This window comes from Mesorhizobium sp. CO1-1-8 (genome assembly GCF_020164875.1).
Classification (GTDB): domain Bacteria; phylum Pseudomonadota; class Alphaproteobacteria; order Rhizobiales; family Rhizobiaceae; genus Mesorhizobium.
Window position 1 is genome coordinate 449554 of the sequence record NZ_JAIUGZ010000003.1, and the last position, 24164, is coordinate 473717.

The window sequence follows — 24164 nt, forward strand, 5'->3', positions numbered from 1 at the left end:
CTGTTTCTCTTGCGGCTAATGCCGGAAGCTTTTGAGAAGGAAATGGCATGAACGTCGAATTGCAGTTGAATGCCGCCTCGGTACCGAGCCGCGGAGCTCCCACCCAATGGAACCGGGAAGCGGCGCAGGCTGTCCACGACCTGCCCTTCAACGATCTGCTGTTCCGAGCCCAGACGATCCATCGCCAGAATTTCGATCCCAATCGCGTCCAGCTGTCGCGCCTGCTTTCGATCAAGACCGGCGGCTGCCCCGAGGATTGCGGCTATTGCAGCCAGTCCGCGCATCACCAGTCCGGCCTCAAGGCCTCGAAGCTGATGGATGTTGAGCGCGTCATCGCCTCGGCCAGGAGTGCGCGAGACGCGGGCGCCACCCGCTATTGCATGGGGGCCGCCTGGCGCAGCCCCAAGGAGCGCGACATGGATGCGGTGGTGGCCATGGTGGAGGGCGTGAAGGCGCTTGGCATGGAAACCTGCATGACGCTCGGCATGCTCGACCTCGATCAGGCGCAGCGCCTCAAGCTGGCCGGCCTCGACTACTACAACCACAACATCGACACCTCCGAGCGTTACTACAGCGAGATCATCTCGACGCGGACCTTCGCTGAGCGGCTGGACACGCTGGCCAATGTCCGCGACAGCGGCATCAAGGTCTGTTGCGGCGGTATCCTCGGCATGGGCGAGGAGAAGGCCGACCGCATCGATATGCTGGTGACGCTCGCCACCCTGCCGGAGCCGCCCGACAGCGTGCCGATCAACATGCTGATCCCGATCGAGGGCACGCCGCTGGGCGAGGCCGAACCCATCGAACCGATCGAATTCGTGCGTACAATCGCGCTTGCCCGCATCATGATGCCGAAATCGCATGTGCGGCTTTCGGCCGGCCGCACGGCGATGAGCGACGAGATGCAGGCGCTGTGCTTCTTTGCCGGCGCCAACTCGATCTTCGTCGGCGACACCTTGCTGACTGCGGAGAACCCCGGCGAGGACAAGGACAGCGCTCTGTTCCGGCGCCTCGGCATCCGGCCGACGGAGCGCGGGGCCCTGTGAGCGGGCGAGCCTTGCTCGACCGCTACAAGGTGACCTTGAACGGGCTGGCCCGCAAGGATCGGTTGCGCACCTTGAGCGCCCGCTCAGGGCTAGACTTCGCCTCCAACGACTATCTCGGCCTCGCGGGCTCGCCGCGTATGGCGCAGGCGCTTGCGGCGGCGCTCGCCGCCGGCACGCCCGTCGGCGCGACCGGCTCGCGGCTCCTGCGCGGCAACGATCCCGAACACGAGGCGCTCGAAGCCAAGGCGGCCGATTTCTTCGGCGCCGAGCGCGCGCTGTTCTTCGGAGGTGGCTATGTCGCCAATTTCGCCGTGCTGACGACCTTGCCCCAGAAGGGCGACCTGATCGTGCTGGACGAGCTCGTCCATGCGAGCGCGCATGAGGGGGCGCGCGCCGGCCGAGCCGAACTGGTGGAAACCGCCCACAACGATGCGGGCGCCGTGGACGACGCCATTGTCGCCTGGCGAGCCATGGGCGGCACTGGCCGTCCCTGGATCGTGGTCGAGAGCCTCTACAGCATGGATGGCGACCGGGCTCCGCTCGGTGAGCTGATCGCGGTCGCGGACCGCCATGAGGCGTTCCTGTTCGTCGACGAGGCACACGCCACCGGTGTCTACGGCCCGAATGGGCGTGGCCTCGCTCATGATCTCGAGGGTCGCGACAATGTCGTGGTGCTGCACACCTGCGGGAAGGCGCTGGGCGCATCCGGCGCGCTGGTCACCGCGCCTGCCGTCCTGTGCGACTATCTCGTCAACCGCTGTCGTCCCTTCATCTATGCCACCGCGCCCTCGCCGCTAATAGCGACGGCGGCGGCCGCGGCCCTCGAAATCGTCGCGGACGAACCTGACCGCCGTGAGCGGCTGGCCAGGCTAGTCGCGTTTGTCGGCAAGAGGGCCGAGGCGCTGGGCCTGCCTGCCAGTGGTTCGCAGATCCTGCCGGTCGTCATTGGCGACAACGCAAACGCCATGGCGCTGGCGCAGAAGTTGCAGGTGCGCGGGTTCGACGTGCGGGGCATTCGTCCGCCAACCGTGCCTGAGGGGACGGCAAGGCTGCGGATCTCGCTGACATTGAATGTCGGCGAGGCCGACGTTTCGGCGCTGTTCGATGCGCTTGCTGACGAATGGGAGTACGCGCCGTGACAGTGCAGATCGTTGTCACCGGCACCGACACCGGCATTGGCAAGACTGTGTTCGCGGCCGGGCTGACCGGCATGCTCGACGGCATCTACTGGAAGCCTGTTCAGTCGGGTACCTGCGAAGAAACCGACCGCGAGGTTGTCTCCCTGCTCGCCGGATTGTCTGGCGATCGCGTGCTGCCGGAGGCCTGGCGCCTGCACCGGCCGCTCTCGCCCACCGCGCCGCTGAGTTGGACGGCGTGGAAATCGATGCACAGGCACTCTCGCTGCCCACCACCGATAGGCCGCTTGTGGTGGAAGGCGCCGGCGGGTTGATGGTGCCGCTCAACAGGCACGCGTTCTACATCGACGTCTTCGCGCGATGGAACGCACCGGTGGTGCTCTGTGCCCGCACCACGCTCGGCACCATCAATCACACGCTGCTCTCCATCGAGGCTCTGCGCAGCCGCTCCATACCGCTGCTCGGGGTGGTGTTCATCGGCGACAGGGTGGTCGATACGCAAAAAACGATCACCGATATGGGCAAGGTTCGCGTGCTTGGCCGTCTGCCGCGTCTGGAATCCCTGACACCCAGCACGCTGTCCGCCGCCATGCAGACCTCATTCAGCGCCGCCGACTTCATGGAGATCCGACCATGAGCTCCGCTGTCTGGCACCCCTTCACCCAACATGCCATCGAGCCGGTCCCGTCGACGATCGTGCGCACCGAGGGCGCCTACGTCGAAACGCGGGACGGCAAGCGCATCTTCGATGCGATCTCGTCGTGGTGGGTCATCACGCACGGCCATCGTCACCCGAAGATCATGGAGGCGATCCGGAAGGCAACCGAAACACTCGACCAGGTGATCTTCGCCGGTCTCAGTCACGCGCCGGCCGAGCAGTTGGCCGAGGCGCTGGTCGAAATGACGCCGGCGGGCCTCGACTGGGTCTTCTATTCCGACAGCGGTTCGACCAGCGTCGAGGTTGCGCTCAAGATGGCGCTAGGCTTTCATCGCAACAATGGCTTCCCGCGCTCGCGCATCGTTGTCGTCGAGGGCAGCTATCACGGTGACACCATCGGCACGATGAGCGTTGGCGCTCGGGGTGTGTTCAACGCCGCCTATGAGCCCCTGCTGTTCGAGGTCGGCATCATCCCCTTCCCCGCCGTTGGACGCGAACAGGATACGCTCGATCGTTTCGAGGCTGTCACCCGCGACCGCCGCGCGGCCGCGCTGATCGTCGAGCCGCTGGTGCTCGGCGCGGGTGGCATGCTCATGTATCCGGCACGGGTTCTTGCCGAACTCAAGCGCATCGCCGAGCGCTCGGGCACGCTTTTCGTCGCAGATGAAGTCATGACCGGCTGGGGCCGCACCGGCACCATGTTCGCCTGCGAGCAGGCAGGGATCGCGCCCGACATATTGTGCACCTCCAAGGGGCTGACGGGCGGCTCGTTGCCGCTGGCGGCGACGCTTGCCACCGATGCGATCTTCCGTGCGCACTTTTCCACGGACCGATCCAAGACCTTCTTTCATTCGAGCTCTTACACAGCCAACCCGATCGCTTGCGCGGCTGCACTCGCGAATGTCGCCATCTGGAACGATGAGCCTGTGGCGGAGCGCGTGGCCGCCCTGTCGAGGATGCAGAAAGACAAGATCGCGCGGTTCAGCAGGGATGCGCGTTTCAACAATGTGCGCACGACCGGTACGATTGCCGCGCTTGACCTCAGCGTCGGTAATGCCGGCTATCTCGCCGAGGTCGGCCCAAGGCTGCGCGCCTTCTTCCTCGAGCGCGGGTTGCTGGTAAGACCGCTCGGCAATGTCATCTACGTGCTGCCGCCCTATTGCGTCACATCGGGCGAGCTCGACGAGGTCTATGAAGCAATCGACGAGGCAGCCGAGCTTGCGAGCGACAGCCTATGAACCGCACGGCGCGCATCATAGGCCTTGGCCATCACGTCCCGGCGCGCAAGGTTGGCAATGCCGAGATCGAGGCGAGCCTTGGACTGGAAGGGGGCTGGATCGAGGGGCGCACCGGAATCCGATCACGCTTCTGGGCAGAACCCGACGACACGCTCTCTGGCTTGGCGGCACAAGCAGGCGACATGGCGCTAAAGGCAGCCGGCATTGATCGCAAATACATCGGCCTGCTTCTGCTCGCCACTTCGACGCCGGATCATCTGCTGCCGCCGAGCGCGCCTCTGGTGGCGCACAGGCTCGGCCTTGAAAAGGCTGGCGCGGTCGACCTTGCCGGCGCCTGCGCGGGGTTCATCTATGCGCTGACCTTCGCCGACGGCTTCGTGCGCCTGCACAACAAACCAGCCATCGTCATCGCCGCCAACATATTGAGCCGCAGGATCAATCCGACTGAGCGGGCGAGCGCCGTGCTGTTTGCCGATGCAGCAGGTGCGCTGGTGCTCGCCCCTTCCGGCGATCCTGATCACGGCATACTCGGCGCCTCACTAGCTTCGGACGGTTCCGCTTATGGCCTGATCCATATTCCGGCGGGCGGCAGCAACCGTCCCTTCTCCGACGAGATCGACATCGCCGAAACCCGCATGACCATCGCGAATGGCCAAGAGGTCTTCGTCAAGGCCGTTGAGATGATGAGCCGCTGCTCCAGGGAGGCGCTGATGGCAGCCGGCCTCTCGGCGTCGGATGTCGACCGCTTTGTGCCGCACCAGGCAAACGCCCGCATCTTCGACGCGGTCAGCAAGGCGCTCGGCATCGATAATGAGCGCATCGTCAAAACCATCGCCGACCATGGCAACTCGTCAGCCGCAACCATCCCGCTGTCGCTGTCGATCGCACACCGTGCCAATCCCATTCAGCCGGGCGAGAAATTGCTCCTGTCGGCGGCCGGTGCCGGCCTTGCCGGCGGGGCGCTGGTGGTTGGCGTCTAACGCGGCAGACAGATTTGTCGAGGCGTTTAAATCGCCAAGCAGTCGGCAATGGTTCCCAAGCTCCGGCCGGCTGAAAGCGCTTCTTGAAGAGATGCAGGACACGCACGGCGCCGGTGCCAATGGCAGCGCCTTGGGATGGATCTGCCGGCTTTGTGAGGTCTCGGTGTTTGGCTGCGCATTCTTCGCAACACTCCGCCGACTTGATGGGAGCGCAGAATCCGAGACTTATTTTCGCCCTTTGAAGGGAATCTGCGCGAGCCAGCGCAGCACCTCAAATTCTCCTTGAAATAGCACGATCGGTCGTTTTATTATCTCGGTCGAGCACTGCCAGCAGGCGAGTGGCCGTAACGTATGTCTCGCGTCCGGCGGGTACCCGTGTTCGCCCCGAGTGCCGGTGGCGCGTTCGGGAAAGGAATGACGTGATGGTTGATCAACGAATGCTACCCCAGGCGGCGCTTGCTCTTGAGCATGCACAGTTGAAGCGTCTGGAAATCCTCTCGATCATCGAGGCGACGACGCTTGTCCTGCTGGTCTGCGTTGCCGTGCCGCTCAAGCACGTCTTTGGCTGGCCGCTAGGATCAACAATTCTCGGTCCCGTCCACGGTCTGGCCTTCCTGGCATATAGTTGGACGGCGCTGCAGACGGTGGCTGCGGGCGGATGGCGCCGGCGCGAGATTGCACGTCTGTTCATCGTCGCCTTCCTGCCATTTGCCGGTTATTTCAACATCGCTTGGCTGCGGCGGATGTCCAAGTCGCTCCAAGGGGTGAGATAACAGTCATGGAATTCTACCCTTATCTCGTGGCCGCCCATGTGACAGCGGTGATCTTCCTCGTCGGCGGGCTGATGGCACACAACCGGATCGTCGATGCGATCGCCCGACGTCAGCCCGAACAACAAGGCGGGGCACTGGCCGTGCTGCTCCAGTTCGACAGTCGTGTCACGACACCCGCACTGCTGTTTACCTGGGCTTTGGGTCTTTCCCTTGCAGTGTGGGGCCAATGGTTTCCATCGCTATGGCTGATTGTCAAACTTGTCTTCGTGGTCGGGCTTTCAGCCCTCCACGGCATTCAATCGGGACGGCTGCGGCGGGCGATTAGGGACGGGACCGCCGTGGTCGGCCTTCCAGGAACAGGCGCCGGGATAATCATCGCGACCCTCGCAATCGCGACCCTAGCGCTCGTGAAGCCTTTTTGATGGCAGGACATCGTCACCGATGGGTCCGGGAATCTCGACGAGACTGCGGACACCGATCGTCTCGTTCGCGATGCAGAACCGTCCGATAAAACTGCATCCCCGAGATGAAGGCCTGCAATCTACGCGTCGCACTCCCGCCGGATATTTCCGGAACCCGCCGCGATCGCGCCGCGACGGGCCTCTACAGGGAACTGTGCTTGACCAGCCGCAGGGCGCCCGCGCTGCCGCAACGGATGCTCAGGCGCAAAGGTCGCTGGGAGCTGAACAAGGACCGTCTACGACCTGTCAATCCGGAGGGGTGAGATAGGCGCTTACCATGCCGCCGTCGACCGCGATGGCCTGTGAGGTGACGTAGGACGAGTCGTTCGACGCCAGAAATGTTGCAACGCCCGCTATTTCTTTGGGATCCGCCATTCGGCCCATTGGGATGTGCAGTCGCCGCAACTCGTAAGCTTCCTTTTGTTCAAGCATTTTGGCAGCCAGCGGCGTCAGCGTCACGCCGGGGCAAATGGCGTTGACACGTATGCCGCGCCTTGCAAGCGCAACGCCAAGCTCGCGGCTAAGCGAGATCACCCCGCCCTTGCTCGCCGTATAGGCCACCTGAGAGGGAAAGGAGCCGAGCATCCCAACAATGGATGCAATATTTATGATGCTTCCCCCACCATCCTTCTCCAGCTCTTTTATGGCATACTTGCAAGTCAGGAATATGCTTTTGAGATTGACGAGAATCGTCTTGTCCCAAGCTTCCTCGGACGTTTCTTCCGGTCCGGAATCCTCTGCCAGCATGATGCCCGCGTTATTGACCAGAACATCGAGGCCACCAAATTCCGCAACGGATTTCTTCACCATCTCGGCGACAGACTTCGAGTCAGACACCTCAACTTCAATGGCTATGGCTCTTGCGCCGGTGTCCCGCAGCTCTGCCGCCATTTGCTCGGCCCGGCTGAGGCTCAGGTCAGCGATCGCGACGCTGCATCCCTCGGCCGCATATGCCGACGCGATGGCCGCGCCGATACCGCCGGCAGATCCTGTAACAATTGCACGTTTGCCTTTCAGCCTCATTGATTGGAGTCCTTCTGCTGTTCAAAATCTGATCTTCGGAGTTGTAGTTCGGGAACGCCTTCCGGGACATTACGGCCCGATCGTTAGCCTGCCAACCTGATGGATTTCTGGGACGTTGAACGCTTTCTAATGTATGCCAGCCCGCCAATCAGCGCCACCTGCCCCGGTCTCTGGCGATCCCGCGGACCCCGTGAAGAACCAGCCAGGCAAGCTGGTCTCTGCCAGTTTGGTGATCCAACGGGCAATCGCCAAAAATTCACTGTTGACTGCGCTAATTGGTCTGAAATATAGACCAAAAGCAAGTGAAATTTTCCATACCTTAGAGGTTTAAAATGAGCGCCGTTCTGTCTACAAGGCGCCAATTAACAACGCGTCACGAGCCGATTGCCGCGATGCGGCAGCTGGGATTGAAAAAAGGGCGCATCCCAACCCACATCGGCGCCATGCGGGCACTAACGAACAAGGCCATATGACAATGCACGGGACATGCCGAACGCGAAGGGCCGCGCTCAAGCTGACGGAGGCGTATGCCAAAGGCGGCAGGCGCTGAATCATCCTGTGCGCCGCCGCATTCAGGCGACACCTCATGCAGCACTTGCCAACCGAAAGGATCGTCCGGTGGGACAAATTGTATTCATCCCTCGTGAGCTCGATGCCAACGAGCCGCGCGTCGCGGCTTCGCCCGATACGGTGAAACGGCTGGCGGCGCTGGGCTTCGACGTCGTCATCGAGGCCGGTGCCGGTCTGAAGTCGCGCATCATCGATGCCGACTATGCGAGCGCCGGCGCTGCCATCGGCAAGGTTTCCGATGTCGCCAAGGCCGATGTGGTGCTGAAGGTGCGCCGGCCGAGTGATGCCGAGCTGAAGAGCTACAAGCCCGGCGCGGCTGTGATCGCCATCATGGACCCCTACGGCAACGATGCCGCCGTGGCGGCCCTGGCCAAAGCCGGGGTGACGGCCTTCTCGATGGAATTCATGCCGCGCATCACGCGCGCCCAGTCGATGGACGTTTTGTCCTCGCAGGCCAATTTGGCCGGCTATCAGGCGGTGATCGACGGGGCTTCGGAATATGACCGCGCCTTGCCGATGATGATGACGGCGGCCGGCACGGTGCCGGCGGCGAAGGTCTTCATCATGGGCGTCGGCGTCGCCGGCCTGCAGGCGATCGCTACCGCGCGCCGGCTTGGTGCGGTCGTCACCGCCACCGACGTTCGCCCCGCCGCCAAGGAACAGGTCGCCTCGCTCGGCGCAAAGTTCCTCGCCGTAGAGGACGAGGAATTCAAGGCTGCGGAAACGGCCGGCGGCTACGCCAAGGAAATGTCGAAGGAATACCAGGCCAAGCAGGCGGCACTCACATCAGAGCACATCGCCAAGCAGGACATCGTCATCACCACGGCGCTGATCCCAGGCCGTCCGGCGCCGAAACTGGTCTCGGCGGCCATGGTTGCTTCGATGAGGCCGGGCTCGGTGCTCGTCGATCTGGCGGTCGAGCGCGGCGGCAATGTCGAGGGTGCGGAGGCCGGCAAGATCGTCACCACCGCCAACAATGTGAAGATCGTCGGCCATCTCAACGTGCCGGGCCGTGTCGCGGCATCCGCTTCGCTGCTCTATGCCAGGAACCTGTTCGCCTTTCTCGAGACGCTGATCGACAAGACGACGAAAACGCATGCCATCAACCGCGACGACGACCTGGTCAAGGCGACGATGCTGACCGACGGCGGCAAGGTCGTGCATCCTGCGTTCATTAAGGCCGACCAGCAGCCTTATGTCGAGCCGGCAGCGATCCCGGCCACGACCATGGTCGCCGACGCTTCGCCGGCTGCTACGAAGAAAGCCGCGCCCAAGAAACCGGCCGCACCCAAGTCGAAAGGCGTTGCGTGATGGATCAGACCCTGCAGAAAGCCCTCGACCAGCTCGATCAGGCCTCCGCCGCCGTAAGGCTGGCGGTGCACAACATGGCGACCGCACCCGGTGGCACTGACGCGGCCGGTGATGCCGCGCACGCGCTGTCGGGCGGCGCCATCGATCCCTTCGTCTTCCGCTTCGCCATCTTCGTGCTGGCGATCTTCGTCGGTTATTACGTCGTCTGGTCGGTGACCCCCGCACTGCACACGCCGCTGATGGCCGTCACCAACGCCATCTCCTCGGTCATCGTCGTCGGCGCCCTGCTTGCCGTGGGGATCGCCGCCTCCGGCATAGCCGCCGGCTTCGGCTTCGTCGCCCTGATGCTGGTCTCGGTCAACATTTTCGGCGGCTTCCTCGTCACCCAGCGCATGCTGGCCATGTACAAGAAGAAGGACAAGTAGAGCGCCATGAACGCCAACTTCGCGTCCTTCCTCTACCTCGTCTCCGGTGTCCTGTTCATCATGGCGCTGCGCGGCCTGTCGCATCCGACCACCAGCCGCCAAGGCAATCTCTACGGCATGATCGGCATGGCCATCGCCATCGCCACCACGCTGGCGCTGGCAACCCCGTCGGCCGGCCGCTTCGGCCTGATCGTGCTCGGCCTCGCCATTGGTGGTGGCGTCGGCGCCGTCACAGCGCGCCGCATCGCCATGACCTCGATGCCGCAGCTGGTTGCGGCCTTCCACTCGCTGGTCGGCCTTGCCGCCGTCATGGTGGCGGCCGCCGCCATCTATGCGCCGGAAAGCTTTGGCATCGGCACGGATGGCGACATCCATGCCCAGGCCCTGATCGAAATGAGCCTTGGCGTCGCCATCGGCGCCATCACCTTCACCGGCTCGGTCATCGCCTTCCTCAAGCTCGACGGCCGCATGTCGGGCAAGCCGATCATGATCGGCGGCCGCCACTTCATCAACGCCGCACTTGGCATCGCGCTCGTCGTGCTGATCGTGCTGCTGGTCACCACCGAGTCCAAGCTGGTCTTCTGGCTGATCGTCGCCGCCTCGCTGGTGCTCGGCATCCTGTTGATCATCCCGATCGGCGGCGCCGACATGCCGGTCGTCGTCTCTATGCTCAACTCCTATTCGGGCTGGGCGGCGGCGGCCCTCGGCTTTACGCTCGGCAATCTGGCGCTGATCATCACCGGCGCGCTGGTCGGATCGTCCGGTGCGATCCTGTCCTACATCATGTGCAAGGGCATGAACCGATCGTTCATCTCCGTCATCCTCGGCGGCTTCGGCGGCGAGACGGCGGCAGCGGCCGACGATGGCATCGAACGCACGGTCAAACAGGGCTCGGCCGACGACGCCGCCTACCTGATGATGAACGCACAGAAGGTTATCATCGTGCCAGGCTACGGCATGGCCGTTGCCCAGGCCCAGCACGCGCTGCGCGAAATGGCAGACAAGCTCAAGGCCAACGGCGTCGACGTCAAATACGCCATCCATCCGGTCGCCGGGCGCATGCCCGGTCATATGAACGTGCTCCTGGCCGAGGCCAACGTCCCTTATGACGAGGTGTTCGAGCTGGAGGACATCAACTCCGAATTCGCCCAGGCCGACGTAGCCTATGTCATCGGCGCCAACGACGTCACCAATCCGTCCGCGCGCGACGATAAATCCTCACCCATCTACGGCATGCCGATCCTGGACGTAGACAAGGCGCGCACCTGCCTGTTCGTCAAGCGCTCGCTCGGTTCCGGCTATGCCGGCATCGACAACACGCTGTTCTACAAGGACGGCACCATGATGCTGCTCGGCGACGCCAAGAAAATGACCGAGGAAATCGTCAAGGCGATGGATCACTGACAGCCCAGAGGCCTCGCGCAGGTAACGCCGTTGGTTCAACAAGACAACCCGCCGCTCATCCGGCGGGCTTTAATATGGTTGCCAAGGCATCGTCGCGTCGGAGCCGTTCTCCTTAATTAGAGCACGGGGTCTTTGGGGCCGATCCTCCCGCTTAGGCATCGATAATCTCTAGCGACACATGGCTGTTTGAGTTCGGCAAACGAATTCCTTTTGAGGACAAACCCACCTGAGACGCATGACGCACTCAAAAGCGTACCAGCGGCCGACGCATACTGTGATTGGGGGGCGGTACTTGAAGGCGTCGACCGCCAGCACGTGGGCGGGGGCGCGTCATCAACGATCGACGCGCGGGCATAGTAGGCGTGGTTTCATTGCCCTCAATGGGTCTGCCCCAACATGGTGAACAGTCAGTTACTTTCCACAGCGCGGAATGACTTTTGCAGGGTACATTTCGCGCCGTGCTCCCTCGCCTGACCTTCCGTCTACCGGCTGCTTACGGCACCATTCATCACTAGGTGCCGGCGCCGCTCGCTCGCAGATCGCACGCCCCCCGCGAGCGTTGGCTTACGGGGTTGATGACCGGCCGGGCGAAAGAGCTTATGGCGCAAGGAAACGAACAAGTTTGGGATTGTCCCTGACCTCTGATGCGGTACCCGACAAGGCAATCGTGCCGCGATCCATTACGTATGCATGGCCGCAGACCCGCAGAGCGAGCTCCACATGCTGCTCGACGATGATCAGAGCCATGTCTTTCGCAAGCAGAGTCAGCCGATCGGCTATCTCCTCGATGACGCCGATCCAGACGCCCTCGGTAGGTTCGTCAAGTAGCAGAAGCTTAGGTTTTCCCAGCAGGGCACGACCGATTGCAAGCATTTTGCGCTCGCCGCCGGAGAGGGTCCCCGCCTGAAACTTTAGCCGCGCGCCCAGCTTCGGAAAAAAATCCAAAACCATATCAATGTCGCTATCAGACCTCTTCACGGCTGCACCCAACGCCAGATTTTCGCGCACCGACAGACTTGCAAACACGGCATTCTCTTGAGGGACGTACCCTATTCCCCTTCTGACGCGTTTTTCAGTCGCCTCGCCCTGTACCTCCGCTCCGTCGAAGCTGATGCTTCCCTTGGTCGATTTGAGCTCGCCTACGAGCGTTTTCAAGAATGTGGATTTACCGGACCCGTTGCGTCCGAGGAGCGCGATTGACCCCTTGTTGGGGCAAGCCAGGTCAATGCCAAACAACACCTGGCTTCTGCCGTAGCCAGAGCACAGCTTGTCGACCTTCAGAATTGCTTCATGTTCAGACACGGGAGGTATAGACCTCCTTCACCCTGGCCGAGTTATCCATATCATCGACATTGCCGTTATAGAGCACGCTTCCTTGATCCAGGACGGTGATCGTGTCGCAGATGTCCTTGATGAAATCGAGGTCATGTTCAACGATGATCAGCGCGCATTCTTCCTTCAGCGTCATCAACAACTCACCTGTGGATCGTCTCTCTTCCGGGCTTAACCCCCCTGTTGGCTCGTCGAGCAGAAGGAGCTTCGGTTTTTGGATCAACGACATGGCGATCTCCAGCCATTGCTGTTGCCCGTGACTGAGGTCGGAAGCCAGATCGTCCGCGCGATCGTCCAAACCAAATCGCTTCAGACTTTCCATAACCTCGGCATGCATGTCGCTTCGGCTGCGGGAACGGATCAGTGGCCACACCGACTGCCCCGCCTGCTTTGCCAGCAGGACATTGTCGTAAAGTGACAGCTCCGGCAGAATGGCCGTTATCTGAAACTTGAGGCTCAGGCCCAAGCGAGCGCGCCTGTTCGACGACATGGTCGTGATGTCGCGACCATTGAACAGGATTGCTCCCTCGCTTGCGAAATGAGCCCCGGCGATCGCTTTCAAAAGGGTGCTTTTGCCTGACCCGTTCGGGCCGATCAGACCGTGGAACGTATTGTCGGCCACTGAAAAATTGACGCCATTCAGGGCCTTCAGCGAACCGAACGCCTTGCCGACGCCCTGCACCTCAAGCAACGCCATCGCTTCGCTCCGTGACGCCTGCTGCGTTACCGACAACTTGACTGCCGGGTCTGGGAATTTTTGGCGCCTGCGTCCGAGGGCCGAAACTGCCGACCTTTTCACGCTGCGAAACGACGAACCCCAAAATCCCCGTCGGCTTGTAGACCACGACGACCAACATGATCGCCCCGAGGATGACTGGCCAAAGGCTGCGGATCGAATCAAAGTCCGAAAGAGCGAAGCTGAGCCCCTCAATAACCGCCACGCCTATGATCGGCCCGACAAGTGTGCCTGCACCACCGAACAGAGCGTAGAGCACAACGTATGTGGAGAGCGTAAAGCCCATGCTTCCAGGGCCGACGAAGCCCTCATGAAAAGCGTAAAGTGATCCGGCCAAACCAGCAATCATTCCCGCGAACGAAAAGACCAGCGCCTTGAATAGCTGGGCCCGATAACCGAGATAGGACAACCGCTCCTCGTTCTGGCGCATTCCCGCCAACACCAGGCCGAACTGCGATCTGACCAGATAGCGACTGGCCAGATAGACAATCAGCAGGACAACAACCGCCACGCAGTAGAAAACCGGCCCCGGTTCGATGTCGTAGCTTCCGATCTGCAGAAAGGGAGACACCGACATGCCATTCCCGGCCCCAACCCACTGCCAGCCGGCAACAAGTCTTTCCGCGGCGTAGGAGGCCGTCAGCGTGCCTACCGCAACGAAGATCGGCTCCGGCCGCCGCTTGCCGAGAAGCAGGCACCAAGCCAGCGTCAACGCCAGGACGAATCCGATCGCCATGCCGACGGGCAGGATAATCCAAATCTGGGTCAAACCGGCATTATTCGCCAGGAGGGTAACAGCGTAGGCCGATACACCGAAAAACAGCGCCTGGCCGAAGCTCAAAATACCGGAATAACCCCAGCAAAGATCGAAGCTGATGGCCAACAGCGCCAGGATCAATATCCGCGTGATGATCGTCACTGAGAAGTCACTGAATAAAAACGGTATGCAAATCAGGACCAGCAGCAAAATAGCTTCGATTATTGCGATCGCGCCCAGCGATCTTCGCTTTGCGGACATGGCGTTTTTAGTGGAACCAGACATTTAGATAACTGCACCCTAACATAAGCAAATGCGGTCACCCGGAGACCCGGGTGACCAACAGCGAGCCCTTCCTCAGCAAGCGGCAGGGGGAACCATGTCTGTCTTCGAAATCACTTCCCATTTGGGGCCCTTTGCCTGAGCCACATAGACGTTCATGGCAGCGTGGTGCGTGCCCGGGATGATTGCAGCTGGACCGCCAGGCCCTTCTGAAATCTTGGCGCTGTCAAGCACCGCGCTCACCGCTTCCATTGCGAGATCGCCATTCGTCTTGATGACGGATTGCTCATAGAGCTTGATCGCCCGGTAGATGCCCGTGGCGCCGGTGCCGGCGGCAAAAAGGTAGGGCGTGCCGGGGAACATCGCGTTGTAGTCGGCCAGCAATTTCTGGCTGAAGGGATCTTCGACAGTGTGGAAGAAATCCGTGACGCTGTAGATCCCTTCAAGCGCATTTTTCGGCACGAAGTTCTGCGCATTTTCGTCAAGATAGATGCACGACTGGGTGCCGCCGTTCTTTTGGAAGCCGGATTCATAGAGCTGCTTGGTGAAGCCCTGCAGTCCAGGCGGTACAATCGTGTTGAAGACGTGATCGACCTTCTCGCTGGCGATCTTGGCGATGGTCGAGGAATATTCGACCTGATCGAGCGGGTAGTACTCCTCGAAGATCACCTCACCGCCATTGGCTTCGATAAGCTGGCGGGCGATTTTGTTTGTGACGTGCGGCCATTGATAGTCTGCGGCGGGCATGGCAAACCGCTTGGCGCCCTGCTTGATCAACCATGGTATGAAATTGGTAAGCTGCTGTGTGGGTGTGAGCCCAACGCAATAGAGGTGTGGCGTGCAATCCCCCCCTTCATAGATCTCAGGGTAGATGTAGAGCGTCTTGCCGCGCTTCAGGATTGGCGTCTTGATCGCCTCGCGGGTTGAGGACAGGATGCCGCCGATGACCAGGTCCACATGATTTTGCTGGATGAGGCGCTGGACGTTGACCACGGCCTTTGCCGGATCCGACGCGGTGTCTTCCAGGTGAAGTTCAAGGGGGCGTCCAAGGATACCCCCGGCATCGTTGATCAGCTTTACCGTGAACTGAGCGGCCTGCCAGTTGGAGTTGCCGAAAGCAGCCATTGGCCCGGTTATATCGGTGGCTATGCCGATCTTGATCGGGCCGGCGGCATGGCTCCATGTGGGGCGAAATACTGATCCGGCCGAAAGTGATGCCAGTCCTGCCAGCGCCACTGAGCGTTTCAGAAAGGACCTCCGGGACACGTCACGAGAGGCGGTACCGTCCATTTCCTTCAATTTATTTGTCATCTTCTTCCCCTTGCTATCAAACCTTGCGGCCGAAATTTCACGATGATGAGCGCCACTACAAAAACCATGACCTCCGCGAGAACCGGTGTTACGTGATCAACGACAACCGGAATCTCTCGTAGCCATTGAAAGCCGGGGACCATGGATCCAACCATGGCCGCACCGGCCATTGGACCTTCGAAAGTTCCAACGCCGCCCAGCATGACCGACAGAAATGCCTGAACGAGAAAGCGCACCCCCATGTCGGCCGATAGCGAAAACAGCGGAACAATCAACGCGCCCGCCAGGCCTGCAAGAGCCGCGCCTGACGCGAATGTGGCGGAGTAAAGTCTTGAGGTAGACAAGCCTGACACGCGGGCCAGCGAGGGGTTCTCCATCGCGCCTCTAATCTGCAGGCCATATCTTGAGTACTTCAGGAATGTGTACGCCGACACCATCAAGGTGATCGTCGCAACGATAATAAGCGTCCTCCACATCGAGAAGTTCACGCCGGCGATTTCAAAGAACCCGTCCAACGGCTCCTTGATCTCGTGATATTGCCCGCCGATTAGTATTCGTACCGTTTCACGGATTATCAGACCAACGGCAAAGGTGGCCAACATTGCAATGATGGGCGTAGCATAAAGCCGCCTCACCACCGCCATCTCTACGGCCACTCCGACCACCGCAACCACGAAAGGCGCTGCTATCATCCCTGCCCATATGGGCAGCCCCAGGGTTCCGAAGAGGTAGACGGTATAGGCGCCCAGCAATACGAACTCGCCATGGGCAAAATTGAAGATGCCCATGAGACTAGCGACGATGGCCAAACCGCTCACAACAAGCACCATCACCGAAGCGAAGGCGACAATGTCGAATATCAGCTTGACTGTCACCATCTTCGTTCACCACCGTCAGCTCGCTGCCCCGCAGCCAGGAGAGCCATTTGAGCAGGCCTTGGTCAAAGGACTATTTTTTAGACCATAGGCCTCCGTGCCGGGTAGTGTCAAGGCGTCTGGGGCGGATCTGGGCCACCCCGACCAGCTCCAATCCTGTAACCCCTGTGACGTTTGGGGTGGCTGACTGGGAAGATCGGCGCCTCACTTGCAGCGAAACTCGCCCCCTTGGGCTCAATGCCGGCCACACCGAGATGGCGGCAACCGGGAGACGTGATCGCTCAAAGAGCTTCCGCTGTTCCGATTGGCTTGCAGTGGTTGGCATGCAGGAAACGCGAGAGATGCGTCTCCACAAGATTGGCGCTTTCCACCGGCAAGATGTGCCCCGCGTCCTCGACCAGCACCGTTTGCGCCTGTGGAAGGACGCTTGACGTCTCTGCCGTACTGTCGTGCGCGATGACCCCATCCGCCGTCCCGTGCATTATCAGGACCGGGCAGCGTACCTTTGAAACCCGATCGCGGATATCAAAGCCTTGGAGAGACGCGGTTGCGGCTCCAAGCGCTGGCGCCGAGGCCGAGAGGCGGTTTTCGACAAAGTCGGCCAGAAACGCTGGATGCTGCAAAGCAAACTTCGCCGAAAAAACCGATCGCGATGTGTGCTCGGCCGCTGCGCGAGGACCCATCTCCCGCAAGACGTTGCCACGTTCCTGCATTCTTGCCCAGGCAGCTTCCGGAAAATGGCTGGCCGTCCCCAGCAGGCCAAGCGCTGCGACCCTGTCCGGCTCACGACTTGCCAGTGTCATGGCGATCATGCCGCCTTGCGACACACCGACGATGGCAAGGCGATCGACCTTGCATGCCTCGAGAATGCCCGCCCAATCATCTGTCAGTTGCTCCATTGTATATGGACCTGCGGGCTTTGCCGAAGATGCGTGGCCGCGGGTGTCGGCAGCGATGACGCGATAGGAACCGGACAATTTCGCGATGACGCGATGCCAAAGCGCATGGCTCCAGCCAAGGCCATGGATGAGCAAAACTGCCGGACCACGACCCGCTTCGGTGACGAACATCTCCGTGCCATTCGTTTCAACCAGCCGACCCGGAAGTGGGGTGAAATAGCTATTGTTCATCTCTTGGTTCTACCTTCATTGGATGCAGCAAGAGAGCCCGACAAAGCCTCTTCAATTCGATGACGGCCATCGCAAAATTTCTTTTTACGCCTGTTTTTTACTTAAGATTTGTGTAGTTTTACATCGTCGTAATTCCGCAATCGGATCCAAAAATGTCAGACACAGGCGCACCAGAATGGCTTGCAGTTGCGGTACCAGACGCCGGGCAGGATCAACGGATTGTTCCCATTCGCGTCCGCGAACACGATCTCATCCTGGTTCAGGACGGATCCGACCTTTGGGCATGCCAAAGACTGTGCCCACATGAATATACAGACCTGTCGCAAGGCAGGGTCTCCGGCAAGCGACTGTTTTGTGGACGCCATTTCGCATCGTTTGACCTCAGCAACGGATCGTCCGGCAACGGCTGGGATTTGCCGCGCCTGAAGGTGTATCCGGCGCGATTGCGCGACGGCAGGATCGAAGTCGACGCTTCGGCCGTTTCGGAAGATCCTCCTGTGCGGCGAAGGAGTCTCCGGGAACGGCAGGGCCATGATCTGGTCGATCCGGCCCCGCCCAACAGGCTGTCCTAGGCCGCAATCGCAGACGGCAGAATGGGCGCAACCGCGTCATAACGTGTGCCGGCGCGCAGGCAGAAGTCGGGCTGCAACAGACGCTCCGCCACAACCTCCGTGCCTTCGTTGTCATAGAGCAGGAATTTTCCACGCAGATCGGAGAGCACAGTCACGTCCGCTTCAGCGCCAGGACGCAGAGATCCGAGGCCATTCGAGACGCGGATCATCTCTGCGGCGTGCGATGTCACCATCGGTACGACCTGTTCGAGGCTCAGTCCCAGCGCCATCATTGAACTCATCGCCTGGACGAGGCTGAAGCGGGGCTGGCCGTTGAATGGATCATTCTCATCATCAGCATGCGCGCTCGGCGTTCCCGCCGGCGCGGGCACCTGGGTGTTGTAACCGTGAATATCGGCTCCCAGCGTGTGGGGAACGATCCCGGACTCCAGCGCCTTGCGAGCCAAGCGATAGGAAAAATGGCTGCCATGTCCGACATCGACCTTCAGACCGCGATCGATGGCCGCGGCGATGACTTTGTGCACTTCGCCTTGGCGGTTCACAAATCCGCCGGGATGCCGGGTGAACGGATGAGCGAGAACATCGCCTTCGCGCAGCAACGGAATGACACGTTCAAGGATCGTGTCGACATCTTCGCCGTTCGCTCCCGATTCAGGCAGGCCCCATAGCTGACCGAAATGCACGTAAACTGGCAGATCAGTCTGACGGCCGATTTCGGCGGCGAGTTCCATCACTCGAATGCCCCAGCGCGCAAAGCCGCCAATTTCCGCATGAGCCTTGATCCCGCGCACGAGATCCTTGTTTGCATTCGCCGCCTTCACGGTGGCGTCGACGTTGACGCCATCGGGCGAATACAGCTCGGGGTAGTAGTGCCCCTCCAGGCCGCCCACCAGATATGTCGACAAGAAAGCGTAAACGCGCGTTTTGGCCCGCTCGGAAATGAAATGGCGAAAGCCTGGCAATGTCATGCAAGACGGGCCGCCCTGGTCAACAAGCGTCGTGACGCCGGATTGCACGCCAACCATGTCTGCTTCCATGCCGAACCGTCCGGTCACAAAGCGGTAGCAGTGCGCGTGGGTATCGATCAAACCCGGCAACACCAGCCGATCACGCACACTAATGACCTGCCTGGCGCTGCTTGACGTCAGAATGTTTGGGCCTACGGCAGCGATCCGTCCGTTGTGGATCGCGACATCCATTTTTCCGTCGATCCCGCTAGCCGGGCAAATCACCCGACCGCCCTGCAAAACAATGTCGTACTGCGATTCCTGGTTCATCGAGCACCTCCTAGGCATACGCATTGCAGCCTGTCAGCCAGGCCCACAACACAAGTGAATCTTGGCTTTGTCCGCCGCAACGAGTGGATTCTGTCAGCCACCGAGATATGCCTCACGGACCTGAGGGTCCTCGAGCAGCGCTTTGCCGGACCCGCTTTTCTTGATTACCCCGGCTTCGATCAGGTAGGCGTGGTCGCACATCTCCAACGCCGCGTAGGCGTTCTGCTCGACCATCAGCACCGTCATGCCTTCATTGCGGATTTCGGTGATGAGATCGAAGACCCGGTCTATGATCGCGGGGGCAAGTCCCAGCGACGGCTCATCAAAGAGAACCAGCCGTGGACGCGACATAAGCGCTCGGGCGATGGCGAGCATCTGCTGCTCTCCTCCCGACATCAGTCCGGCCGGCTGCTTCTTGCGCTCCTCCAGTATGGGGAAGCGTTTGAACATCTGGCGCATATCACTTTCAACCTGCGAAGAAGCTCGGCGCAGATAGCTGCCAAGCGCCAGGTTTTCTTCGACCGTCATTTCCGGAAAGACGTGGCGTCCTTCGGGACAGTGCGCGATGCCCTTTGACAGAATTGAGCGCGGCGTGTTGCCTGTTATGTTCTGTCCCTCGTAGCGGATGGTGCCGCGCGTGGGGGAGATCAAGCCCGAGAGAGCTCGCAACGTCGTACTCTTGCCAGCGCCGTTTGCGCCAACCAGCGCGACGAGCTCGCCCTTTTTTACCGTCAGCGAAATGCCCTTGACGGCATTCACCTTGCCGTAGCTGCAGCAGAGGTTCTCTATTTCAAGCATGACGCCTCCCATGCCCGAGATATGCATGGATCACATCCGGGTGCTGCTGCACTTCCCTTGCACTTCCGTCGGCAATGATCTTGCCCTGGTTCAGGACGACAATGCGATCCGAGACCTCCATGACCATGCGCATATCGTGTTCTACGAGGAGGATGGTGACTCCCTTCTGCCGAACTTTGTCCAGCAGGCGGATGAAGTTTGTAGTCTCCGTGGGATTCATTCCAGACACCGGCTCGTCCAGAAGCAACAAAGAGGGATCTGCAGCCAGCGCAACGGCCAGGCCCAGCAGGCGTTGCTCGCCATAGGCAAGCGAGCCCGCCAGGCTTTCGCCACGTCCGCCAAGGCCGACAAACTCGAGGATCTCCGCGGCTTTTTCTTGAAACCGGCGCTGCTCGGCGCGAGCGCCAGGCAGGCCCAGCAGGATCTCCCACGCCTGTGAACGCCCTTTGCGATGCAATCCGATCACGACGTTGTGGAGCGCCGTGCAAGCCAGGAACAGACTGGTTTTCTGGAAAGTGCGCACAATACCGAGTTCGGCGATCTGATAGGTTTTGAGGCCGGCCAAGGATTTCCCGTCGAAGCGTATCTCGCCCGACGCAGGCGCGAGGAAGCCTGTGACAACATTGAATGCAGTGGTCTTGCCAGCGCCGTTCGGGCCGATCAGGCTGACCAGTTCGCCCTTGTCGACGGAGAAGTGCATGTCAGCGATCGCCACCAGTCCGCCAAAGCGGATGCTGATATGATTGACCGACAACAACGGGGTCATCTGTCGACCCATGGCTACCTCGAACCTTCTGCCGAGACAGGCGTCTCAGCTGATGCCGGTGCGACCGCGGGAGATCCAAACCGTGACCGCAAGCGTTGAAGCGCGGGGACAATTCCCTCGGGCATGAAGGACACAACGCCTATCATCAGAAGACCATAGATGATCCACTGAACCTCAGGCTTGGCGAACTCGCGCAGAACCGGCGGAATGACCCCAAATATGGCGCCGCCCACCAACGGGCCCGAAAGCGTACCCTTTCCGCCCGTGACGATCATGATGATCATTGTGACCGTGTAGATGAACAGAAAGATATCAGGATCGATAATGCGGATATAGTGAGCATAAAGACTGCCCGCGGCGCCCGCGATCGCGGCGGAGACGACTGCGCCCAGGACGAGATAGCGGGTGACGTCGATCCCCACGGAAGAGGCCAGCGATTCATTTTCACGCAGCGCCACCATGGCGTGGCCAACACGCGAATGCACGAGCCTTGCGATGATGACGTATGCGAGAAGGCCAAGGGCCAGGATCAGATAGTAGTTGCTGATCTTGCTGTAAAAGTTGATTTCCAGACCGGGAATGGGAAGCTCGAATGGCGGAATGTTGTTGAGTGCCATCGGCCCCTGGGTCACTGAGACCCAGTTCAGCGCGACGAGCCGCACAACCTCGGCGAAACTGATGGAGACGATGACAAAATAGGCGCCGCGTATGCGGAACGATACCTTGCCGATCAACCAGCCGAACAATCCCGAGATGACAATCGCGAACAGGAAGGACAACCATACCGGTTTCGGCGCGACGGTCAGCTCGAAGTTATCAGTGATTGGAACGGTGAAGCCCAATGAACACAAAGCGCTGACATAGGCGCCGATACCGAAGAACGCGATGTGGCCGAGACTAAGTTGCCCGGTATAGCCGAACACCAGGTTCAGGCTCATCGCCCCGATGATGAAAAGCCCGGTCGTGATCACAAGATGAAGCACGTAACTGCCGCTGAGAACCGCCGGCAACACCAGGAGCGCACAAACAGTGAGGATCTGGAGGATACGCATCAGCTAATCCGCTCCGATCGGGCAATCAGTCCGGTTGGACGGAAGGAAAGCACAAGGATGATGACCAGGAAGCCGATCGCGTCGCGGTAGCCGGACGAAATGTAGCCAGCGCCAATTTCCTCGACTCCGGCCAGGATGAAGCCGCCGATCGCAGCGCCCCAGAAGTTTCCCAACCCGCCGAGAATGACGATTGCGAAAGCTTTGAGCGAGACAGGGTTTCCCATCGTAATCGTGACGATGAACGCCGGCGCCAACAGAGCACCCGCAGCTGCCGCAAGCCCGGATCCCAGCGCAAACGTCAACGTATTTATCATGCTTGTGTTGATGCCCATGAGAGCCGCCGTATCGCGGTCCTGGAATGTTGCTCTCATCGCCTTGCCCAAGCCGGAACGATGAATGAAGAGGTGCGTTGCTGCTATGAGCACGATCGCCGCTGCGAAAATGAAAACGCGCAGCCAGGAAACCGATACGGGCCCGATCGTCAGAGGATCTTCGGGAAAGGGTGTAGCGACCGACTTGGCCACTCCGCCCCAAATAAGTTGCTCGGCATTTTGCATGATGATCCATGCGCCGATCATGACCAGCATCGTGATGTCGATGTCGGCTCCGCGCAAACGCTTAAGCAGGAGGATCTCCACCATTGCTCCAAGCGCCATTCCCAAAGCGATCGCCAGCAAGATGGCGGCGAAGAAATTGACATGGAGGACCATGACGAAAAAGAAGGCCATATACGCGCCGAACGTATAAAGTTCGCCATGCGTGAAGTTCACAACCTTCATGATCCCGAAGATCATGGTTAGACCGATACCGAGCAGGGCGTATGTGCCTCCAAGGATGGCGGCGTTCATAATATGCTGCAGGAGTTCATCCACGAATTCGCACCAAGAGCCGGAGCAAAACACGAAACGGAAACTTCAAGTCGAGGAGAGATGCCCTCTCCTCGACAACCTGATTGAGCCGTCTAGAAATCGACAGGCGCGACTTTCCCGTCCTTGATCTGGATCATGTAGACATTGGGAGAACTCTGGCCGGATTCCTTGCCGGCCTCGCCATCCTTGTTGAACGCGATATCGCCGTTCGCGCCCTTGACCCTGACCTTCCAGAGGGCCTCCTGAATGGCCTTCGGCTCAGCCTTGCCAGCCTGCTTGATCGCCTCGGCGATCGTCAGGATACCATCAAATCCGCGGAAGCCTTCGGTCAGACCGGCCGGATCCAGACCCCGCTTCTTCCACTCTTCCACCAGGTAAGTCGCCACATCCCTGTTGACCGTCTGCTCCGGGAACCAGGGCGTGAAGAACACAATGTGATACGAACCGTTTGCCGCCGCCCCGGCCTGCTGAATGAGCTGGTCCGGCGCAGACGAACCGCCGGTGGTGATGAAATGCTGCGTCATGCGAAGGTCTTTCGCCTGCCTGAGCACGAGGGTGATCTGCTCGACGACACTGGTGACGAAGATCGTATCGGAGTCAGTGTCCTTCAGCTTTGCCAGCTGGGCACTGATATCGGGGGCGTTCGGATCCATCGTTTCGATGATGCCGATCTCGACGCCCTGCTCCTTCAGGGCTTTGCTGAATTCCTTGGCGGCGCCGATGCCGAAATCGTTGTTGGTAACGAGGAAACTTGCCTTCTTGATCTGAAATTTTCCGAGTTTGCTCGCAAACACCTTTGCTTCCATTGAAGATGTCGGGGCAATGCGGAAGACCCACGGATTTCCCGACTTGGTGATTTTCTCCGAGGACGAGGTCTCGACCAGCATCGGCACGCCGTATTCCATAAGCTTCGGCATCACCGCGAGTGTGAAGGTAGAACTCCACGCCCCCATCATGACAGGGACCTGGTCGCGCGTGATGAGTTTTTCCGCCGCTGCAGCGGCTTCGGTAGGATTGCCTTTGCTGTCCTCGATAACCAGTTCCAACTTCTGCCCGAGAACGCCACCTGCCGCATTGACGCGATCGGCGGCAATTCGCGCACCGTCCGCTATGTAATTTCCTGAGGCCGCGACCGGCCCGGTAAGGGGCATGTTGACCCCGATTTTGATCGTGTCCTCGGCAAATGCTTGCTGTGCACAAATGGCAAGCACCACGGCAGCTAGCGTGCGAAATCCGTAACGAAGTTTCATGACGTCTTCCCCTTGGAGATGTGGCTGGGATGCATATGGTTTTTCGAAGTTGCGCGACGTGACGAACGTCGCGTGGCGTTTTTTTGCATCGTGGCTTTTTGCATACTGTGCAAGCAGACTTGCGAATGTCAA

General features: G+C 60.3%; 23 protein-coding genes and 1 pseudogene. 11 read left to right on the plus strand and 13 right to left on the minus strand.

The features are described from left to right. Positions 1–47: 47 nt before the first annotated feature. The 7 genes and pseudogenes from bioB (at position 48) to LB558_RS08490 (ending at position 6253) form a co-directional block, all read left to right on the plus strand. Positions 48–1046: a biotin synthase BioB gene (gene bioB, locus LB558_RS08460; protein ID WP_224697125.1), complete on the plus strand. Its 999-nt coding sequence runs from the start codon at positions 48–50 to the stop codon at positions 1044–1046. Beyond that, a complete protein-coding gene (locus tag LB558_RS08465; RefSeq protein WP_224697126.1) occupies positions 1043–2185 on the plus strand; it encodes an 8-amino-7-oxononanoate synthase in 1143 nt (380 codons plus the stop codon). Before bioB ends, LB558_RS08465 begins: the two co-directional genes overlap by 4 nt. After that, positions 2182–2819 (plus strand): annotated as a pseudogene (gene bioD / locus LB558_RS08470) (dethiobiotin synthase). Before LB558_RS08465 ends, bioD begins: the two are co-directional and overlap by 4 nt. After that, positions 2816–4078, plus strand: coding sequence for an adenosylmethionine--8-amino-7-oxononanoate transaminase (locus tag LB558_RS08475; protein WP_224697127.1), 1263 nt, complete (start codon positions 2816–2818; stop codon positions 4076–4078). The pseudogene bioD and the gene LB558_RS08475 overlap by 4 nt, the downstream one beginning before the upstream one ends. Further along, complete coding sequence (locus LB558_RS08480; RefSeq protein WP_224697128.1) at positions 4075–5058, plus strand: beta-ketoacyl-ACP synthase III; 984 nt, start codon at positions 4075–4077, stop codon at positions 5056–5058. The genes LB558_RS08475 and LB558_RS08480 overlap by 4 nt, the downstream gene beginning before the upstream one ends. Positions 5059–5480: 422 nt before the next feature. Next, positions 5481–5831, plus strand: coding sequence for a DUF3817 domain-containing protein (locus LB558_RS08485; protein WP_224697129.1), 351 nt, complete (start codon positions 5481–5483; stop codon positions 5829–5831). Positions 5832–5836: 5 nt separating this feature from the next. Next, positions 5837–6253: a CopD family protein gene (locus LB558_RS08490; RefSeq protein ID WP_224697130.1), complete on the plus strand. Its 417-nt coding sequence runs from the start codon at positions 5837–5839 to the stop codon at positions 6251–6253. A 285-nt stretch (positions 6254–6538) separates the two neighbouring features. On the opposite strand, the gene LB558_RS08495 is transcribed toward LB558_RS08490, so the two are convergent. Beyond that, positions 6539–7315 (minus strand): SDR family NAD(P)-dependent oxidoreductase, encoded by a 777-nt coding sequence (locus LB558_RS08495; protein ID WP_224697131.1) that lies wholly within the window; start codon positions 7313–7315, stop codon positions 6539–6541. A gap of 618 nt (positions 7316–7933) precedes the next feature. Between LB558_RS08495 and LB558_RS08500 the strand changes: the two genes are divergently transcribed. The 3 genes from LB558_RS08500 to LB558_RS08510 are packed head-to-tail and all read left to right on the plus strand — an operon-like array spanning position 7934 to position 11025. Next, on the plus strand, positions 7934–9196 hold the full coding sequence (locus LB558_RS08500) for a Re/Si-specific NAD(P)(+) transhydrogenase subunit alpha (RefSeq protein ID WP_224697132.1): 1263 nt from the start codon (positions 7934–7936) through the stop codon (positions 9194–9196). After that, the gene (locus LB558_RS08505; protein WP_013528202.1) at positions 9196–9621 is read left to right on the plus strand and encodes an NAD(P) transhydrogenase subunit alpha; all 426 of its coding nucleotides are present in this window, start codon (positions 9196–9198) and stop codon (positions 9619–9621) included. The genes LB558_RS08500 and LB558_RS08505 overlap by 1 nt, the downstream gene beginning before the upstream one ends. Positions 9622–9627: 6 nt before the next feature. Continuing rightward, a complete protein-coding gene (locus LB558_RS08510) occupies positions 9628–11025 on the plus strand; it encodes an NAD(P)(+) transhydrogenase (Re/Si-specific) subunit beta (protein ID WP_224697133.1) in 1398 nt (465 codons plus the stop codon). Between the two features lie 597 nt (positions 11026–11622). On the opposite strand, the gene LB558_RS08515 is transcribed toward LB558_RS08510, so the two are convergent. The 6 genes from LB558_RS08515 to LB558_RS08540 form a co-directional block, all read right to left on the minus strand. Next, on the minus strand, positions 11623–12327 hold the full coding sequence (locus tag LB558_RS08515; RefSeq protein ID WP_224697134.1) for an ABC transporter ATP-binding protein: 705 nt from the start codon (positions 12325–12327) through the stop codon (positions 11623–11625). After that, positions 12320–13054, minus strand: coding sequence for an ABC transporter ATP-binding protein (locus LB558_RS08520; RefSeq protein ID WP_224697135.1), 735 nt, complete (start codon positions 13052–13054; stop codon positions 12320–12322). Before LB558_RS08520 ends, LB558_RS08515 begins: the two co-directional genes overlap by 8 nt. Further along, complete coding sequence (locus LB558_RS08525) at positions 13041–14135, minus strand: branched-chain amino acid ABC transporter permease (protein WP_224697136.1); 1095 nt, start codon at positions 14133–14135, stop codon at positions 13041–13043. The genes LB558_RS08520 and LB558_RS08525 overlap by 14 nt, the downstream gene beginning before the upstream one ends. A 72-nt stretch (positions 14136–14207) precedes the next feature. Beyond that, positions 14208–15443 carry a substrate-binding protein gene (locus LB558_RS08530; RefSeq protein ID WP_224697137.1) on the minus strand — a complete coding sequence of 412 codons (1236 nt, stop codon included), beginning with the start codon at positions 15441–15443 and terminating at the stop codon, positions 14208–14210. After that, the gene (locus LB558_RS08535) at positions 15440–16321 is read right to left on the minus strand and encodes a branched-chain amino acid ABC transporter permease (RefSeq protein ID WP_224697138.1); all 882 of its coding nucleotides are present in this window, start codon (positions 16319–16321) and stop codon (positions 15440–15442) included. The genes LB558_RS08530 and LB558_RS08535 overlap by 4 nt, the downstream gene beginning before the upstream one ends. 278 nt (positions 16322–16599) lie before the next feature. Continuing rightward, positions 16600–17448, minus strand: a complete 849-nt coding sequence (locus LB558_RS08540) for an alpha/beta fold hydrolase (RefSeq protein ID WP_224697139.1) — start codon at positions 17446–17448, stop codon at positions 16600–16602. 152 nt (positions 17449–17600) lie between these two features. Between LB558_RS08540 and LB558_RS08545 the strand changes: the two genes are divergently transcribed. Next, positions 17601–18020 carry a Rieske (2Fe-2S) protein gene (locus LB558_RS08545; RefSeq protein WP_224697140.1) on the plus strand — a complete coding sequence of 140 codons (420 nt, stop codon included), beginning with the start codon at positions 17601–17603 and terminating at the stop codon, positions 18018–18020. Here the strand turns inward: LB558_RS08545 and LB558_RS08550 are convergent. From LB558_RS08550 to LB558_RS08575, 6 genes are all read right to left on the minus strand, one after another. Further along, on the minus strand, positions 18017–19297 hold the full coding sequence (locus tag LB558_RS08550) for an amidohydrolase/deacetylase family metallohydrolase (protein WP_224697141.1): 1281 nt from the start codon (positions 19295–19297) through the stop codon (positions 18017–18019). The genes LB558_RS08545 and LB558_RS08550 overlap by 4 nt on opposite strands. A gap of 93 nt (positions 19298–19390) precedes the next feature. Continuing rightward, positions 19391–20095, minus strand: coding sequence for an ABC transporter ATP-binding protein (locus LB558_RS08555; RefSeq protein ID WP_224697142.1), 705 nt, complete (start codon positions 20093–20095; stop codon positions 19391–19393). Then, the gene (locus LB558_RS08560) at positions 20088–20861 is read right to left on the minus strand and encodes an ABC transporter ATP-binding protein (protein WP_224697143.1); all 774 of its coding nucleotides are present in this window, start codon (positions 20859–20861) and stop codon (positions 20088–20090) included. The genes LB558_RS08555 and LB558_RS08560 overlap by 8 nt, the downstream gene beginning before the upstream one ends. A gap of 14 nt (positions 20862–20875) precedes the next feature. Continuing rightward, positions 20876–21916, minus strand: coding sequence for a branched-chain amino acid ABC transporter permease (locus tag LB558_RS08565; RefSeq protein WP_224697222.1), 1041 nt, complete (start codon positions 21914–21916; stop codon positions 20876–20878). Further along, positions 21913–22785, minus strand: coding sequence for a branched-chain amino acid ABC transporter permease (locus LB558_RS08570; RefSeq protein ID WP_224697144.1), 873 nt, complete (start codon positions 22783–22785; stop codon positions 21913–21915). Before LB558_RS08570 ends, LB558_RS08565 begins: the two co-directional genes overlap by 4 nt. Before the next feature lie 89 nt (positions 22786–22874). Then, on the minus strand, positions 22875–24032 hold the full coding sequence (locus tag LB558_RS08575) for an ABC transporter substrate-binding protein (RefSeq protein WP_224697145.1): 1158 nt from the start codon (positions 24030–24032) through the stop codon (positions 22875–22877). Between the last annotated feature and the right edge of the window lie 132 nt (positions 24033–24164).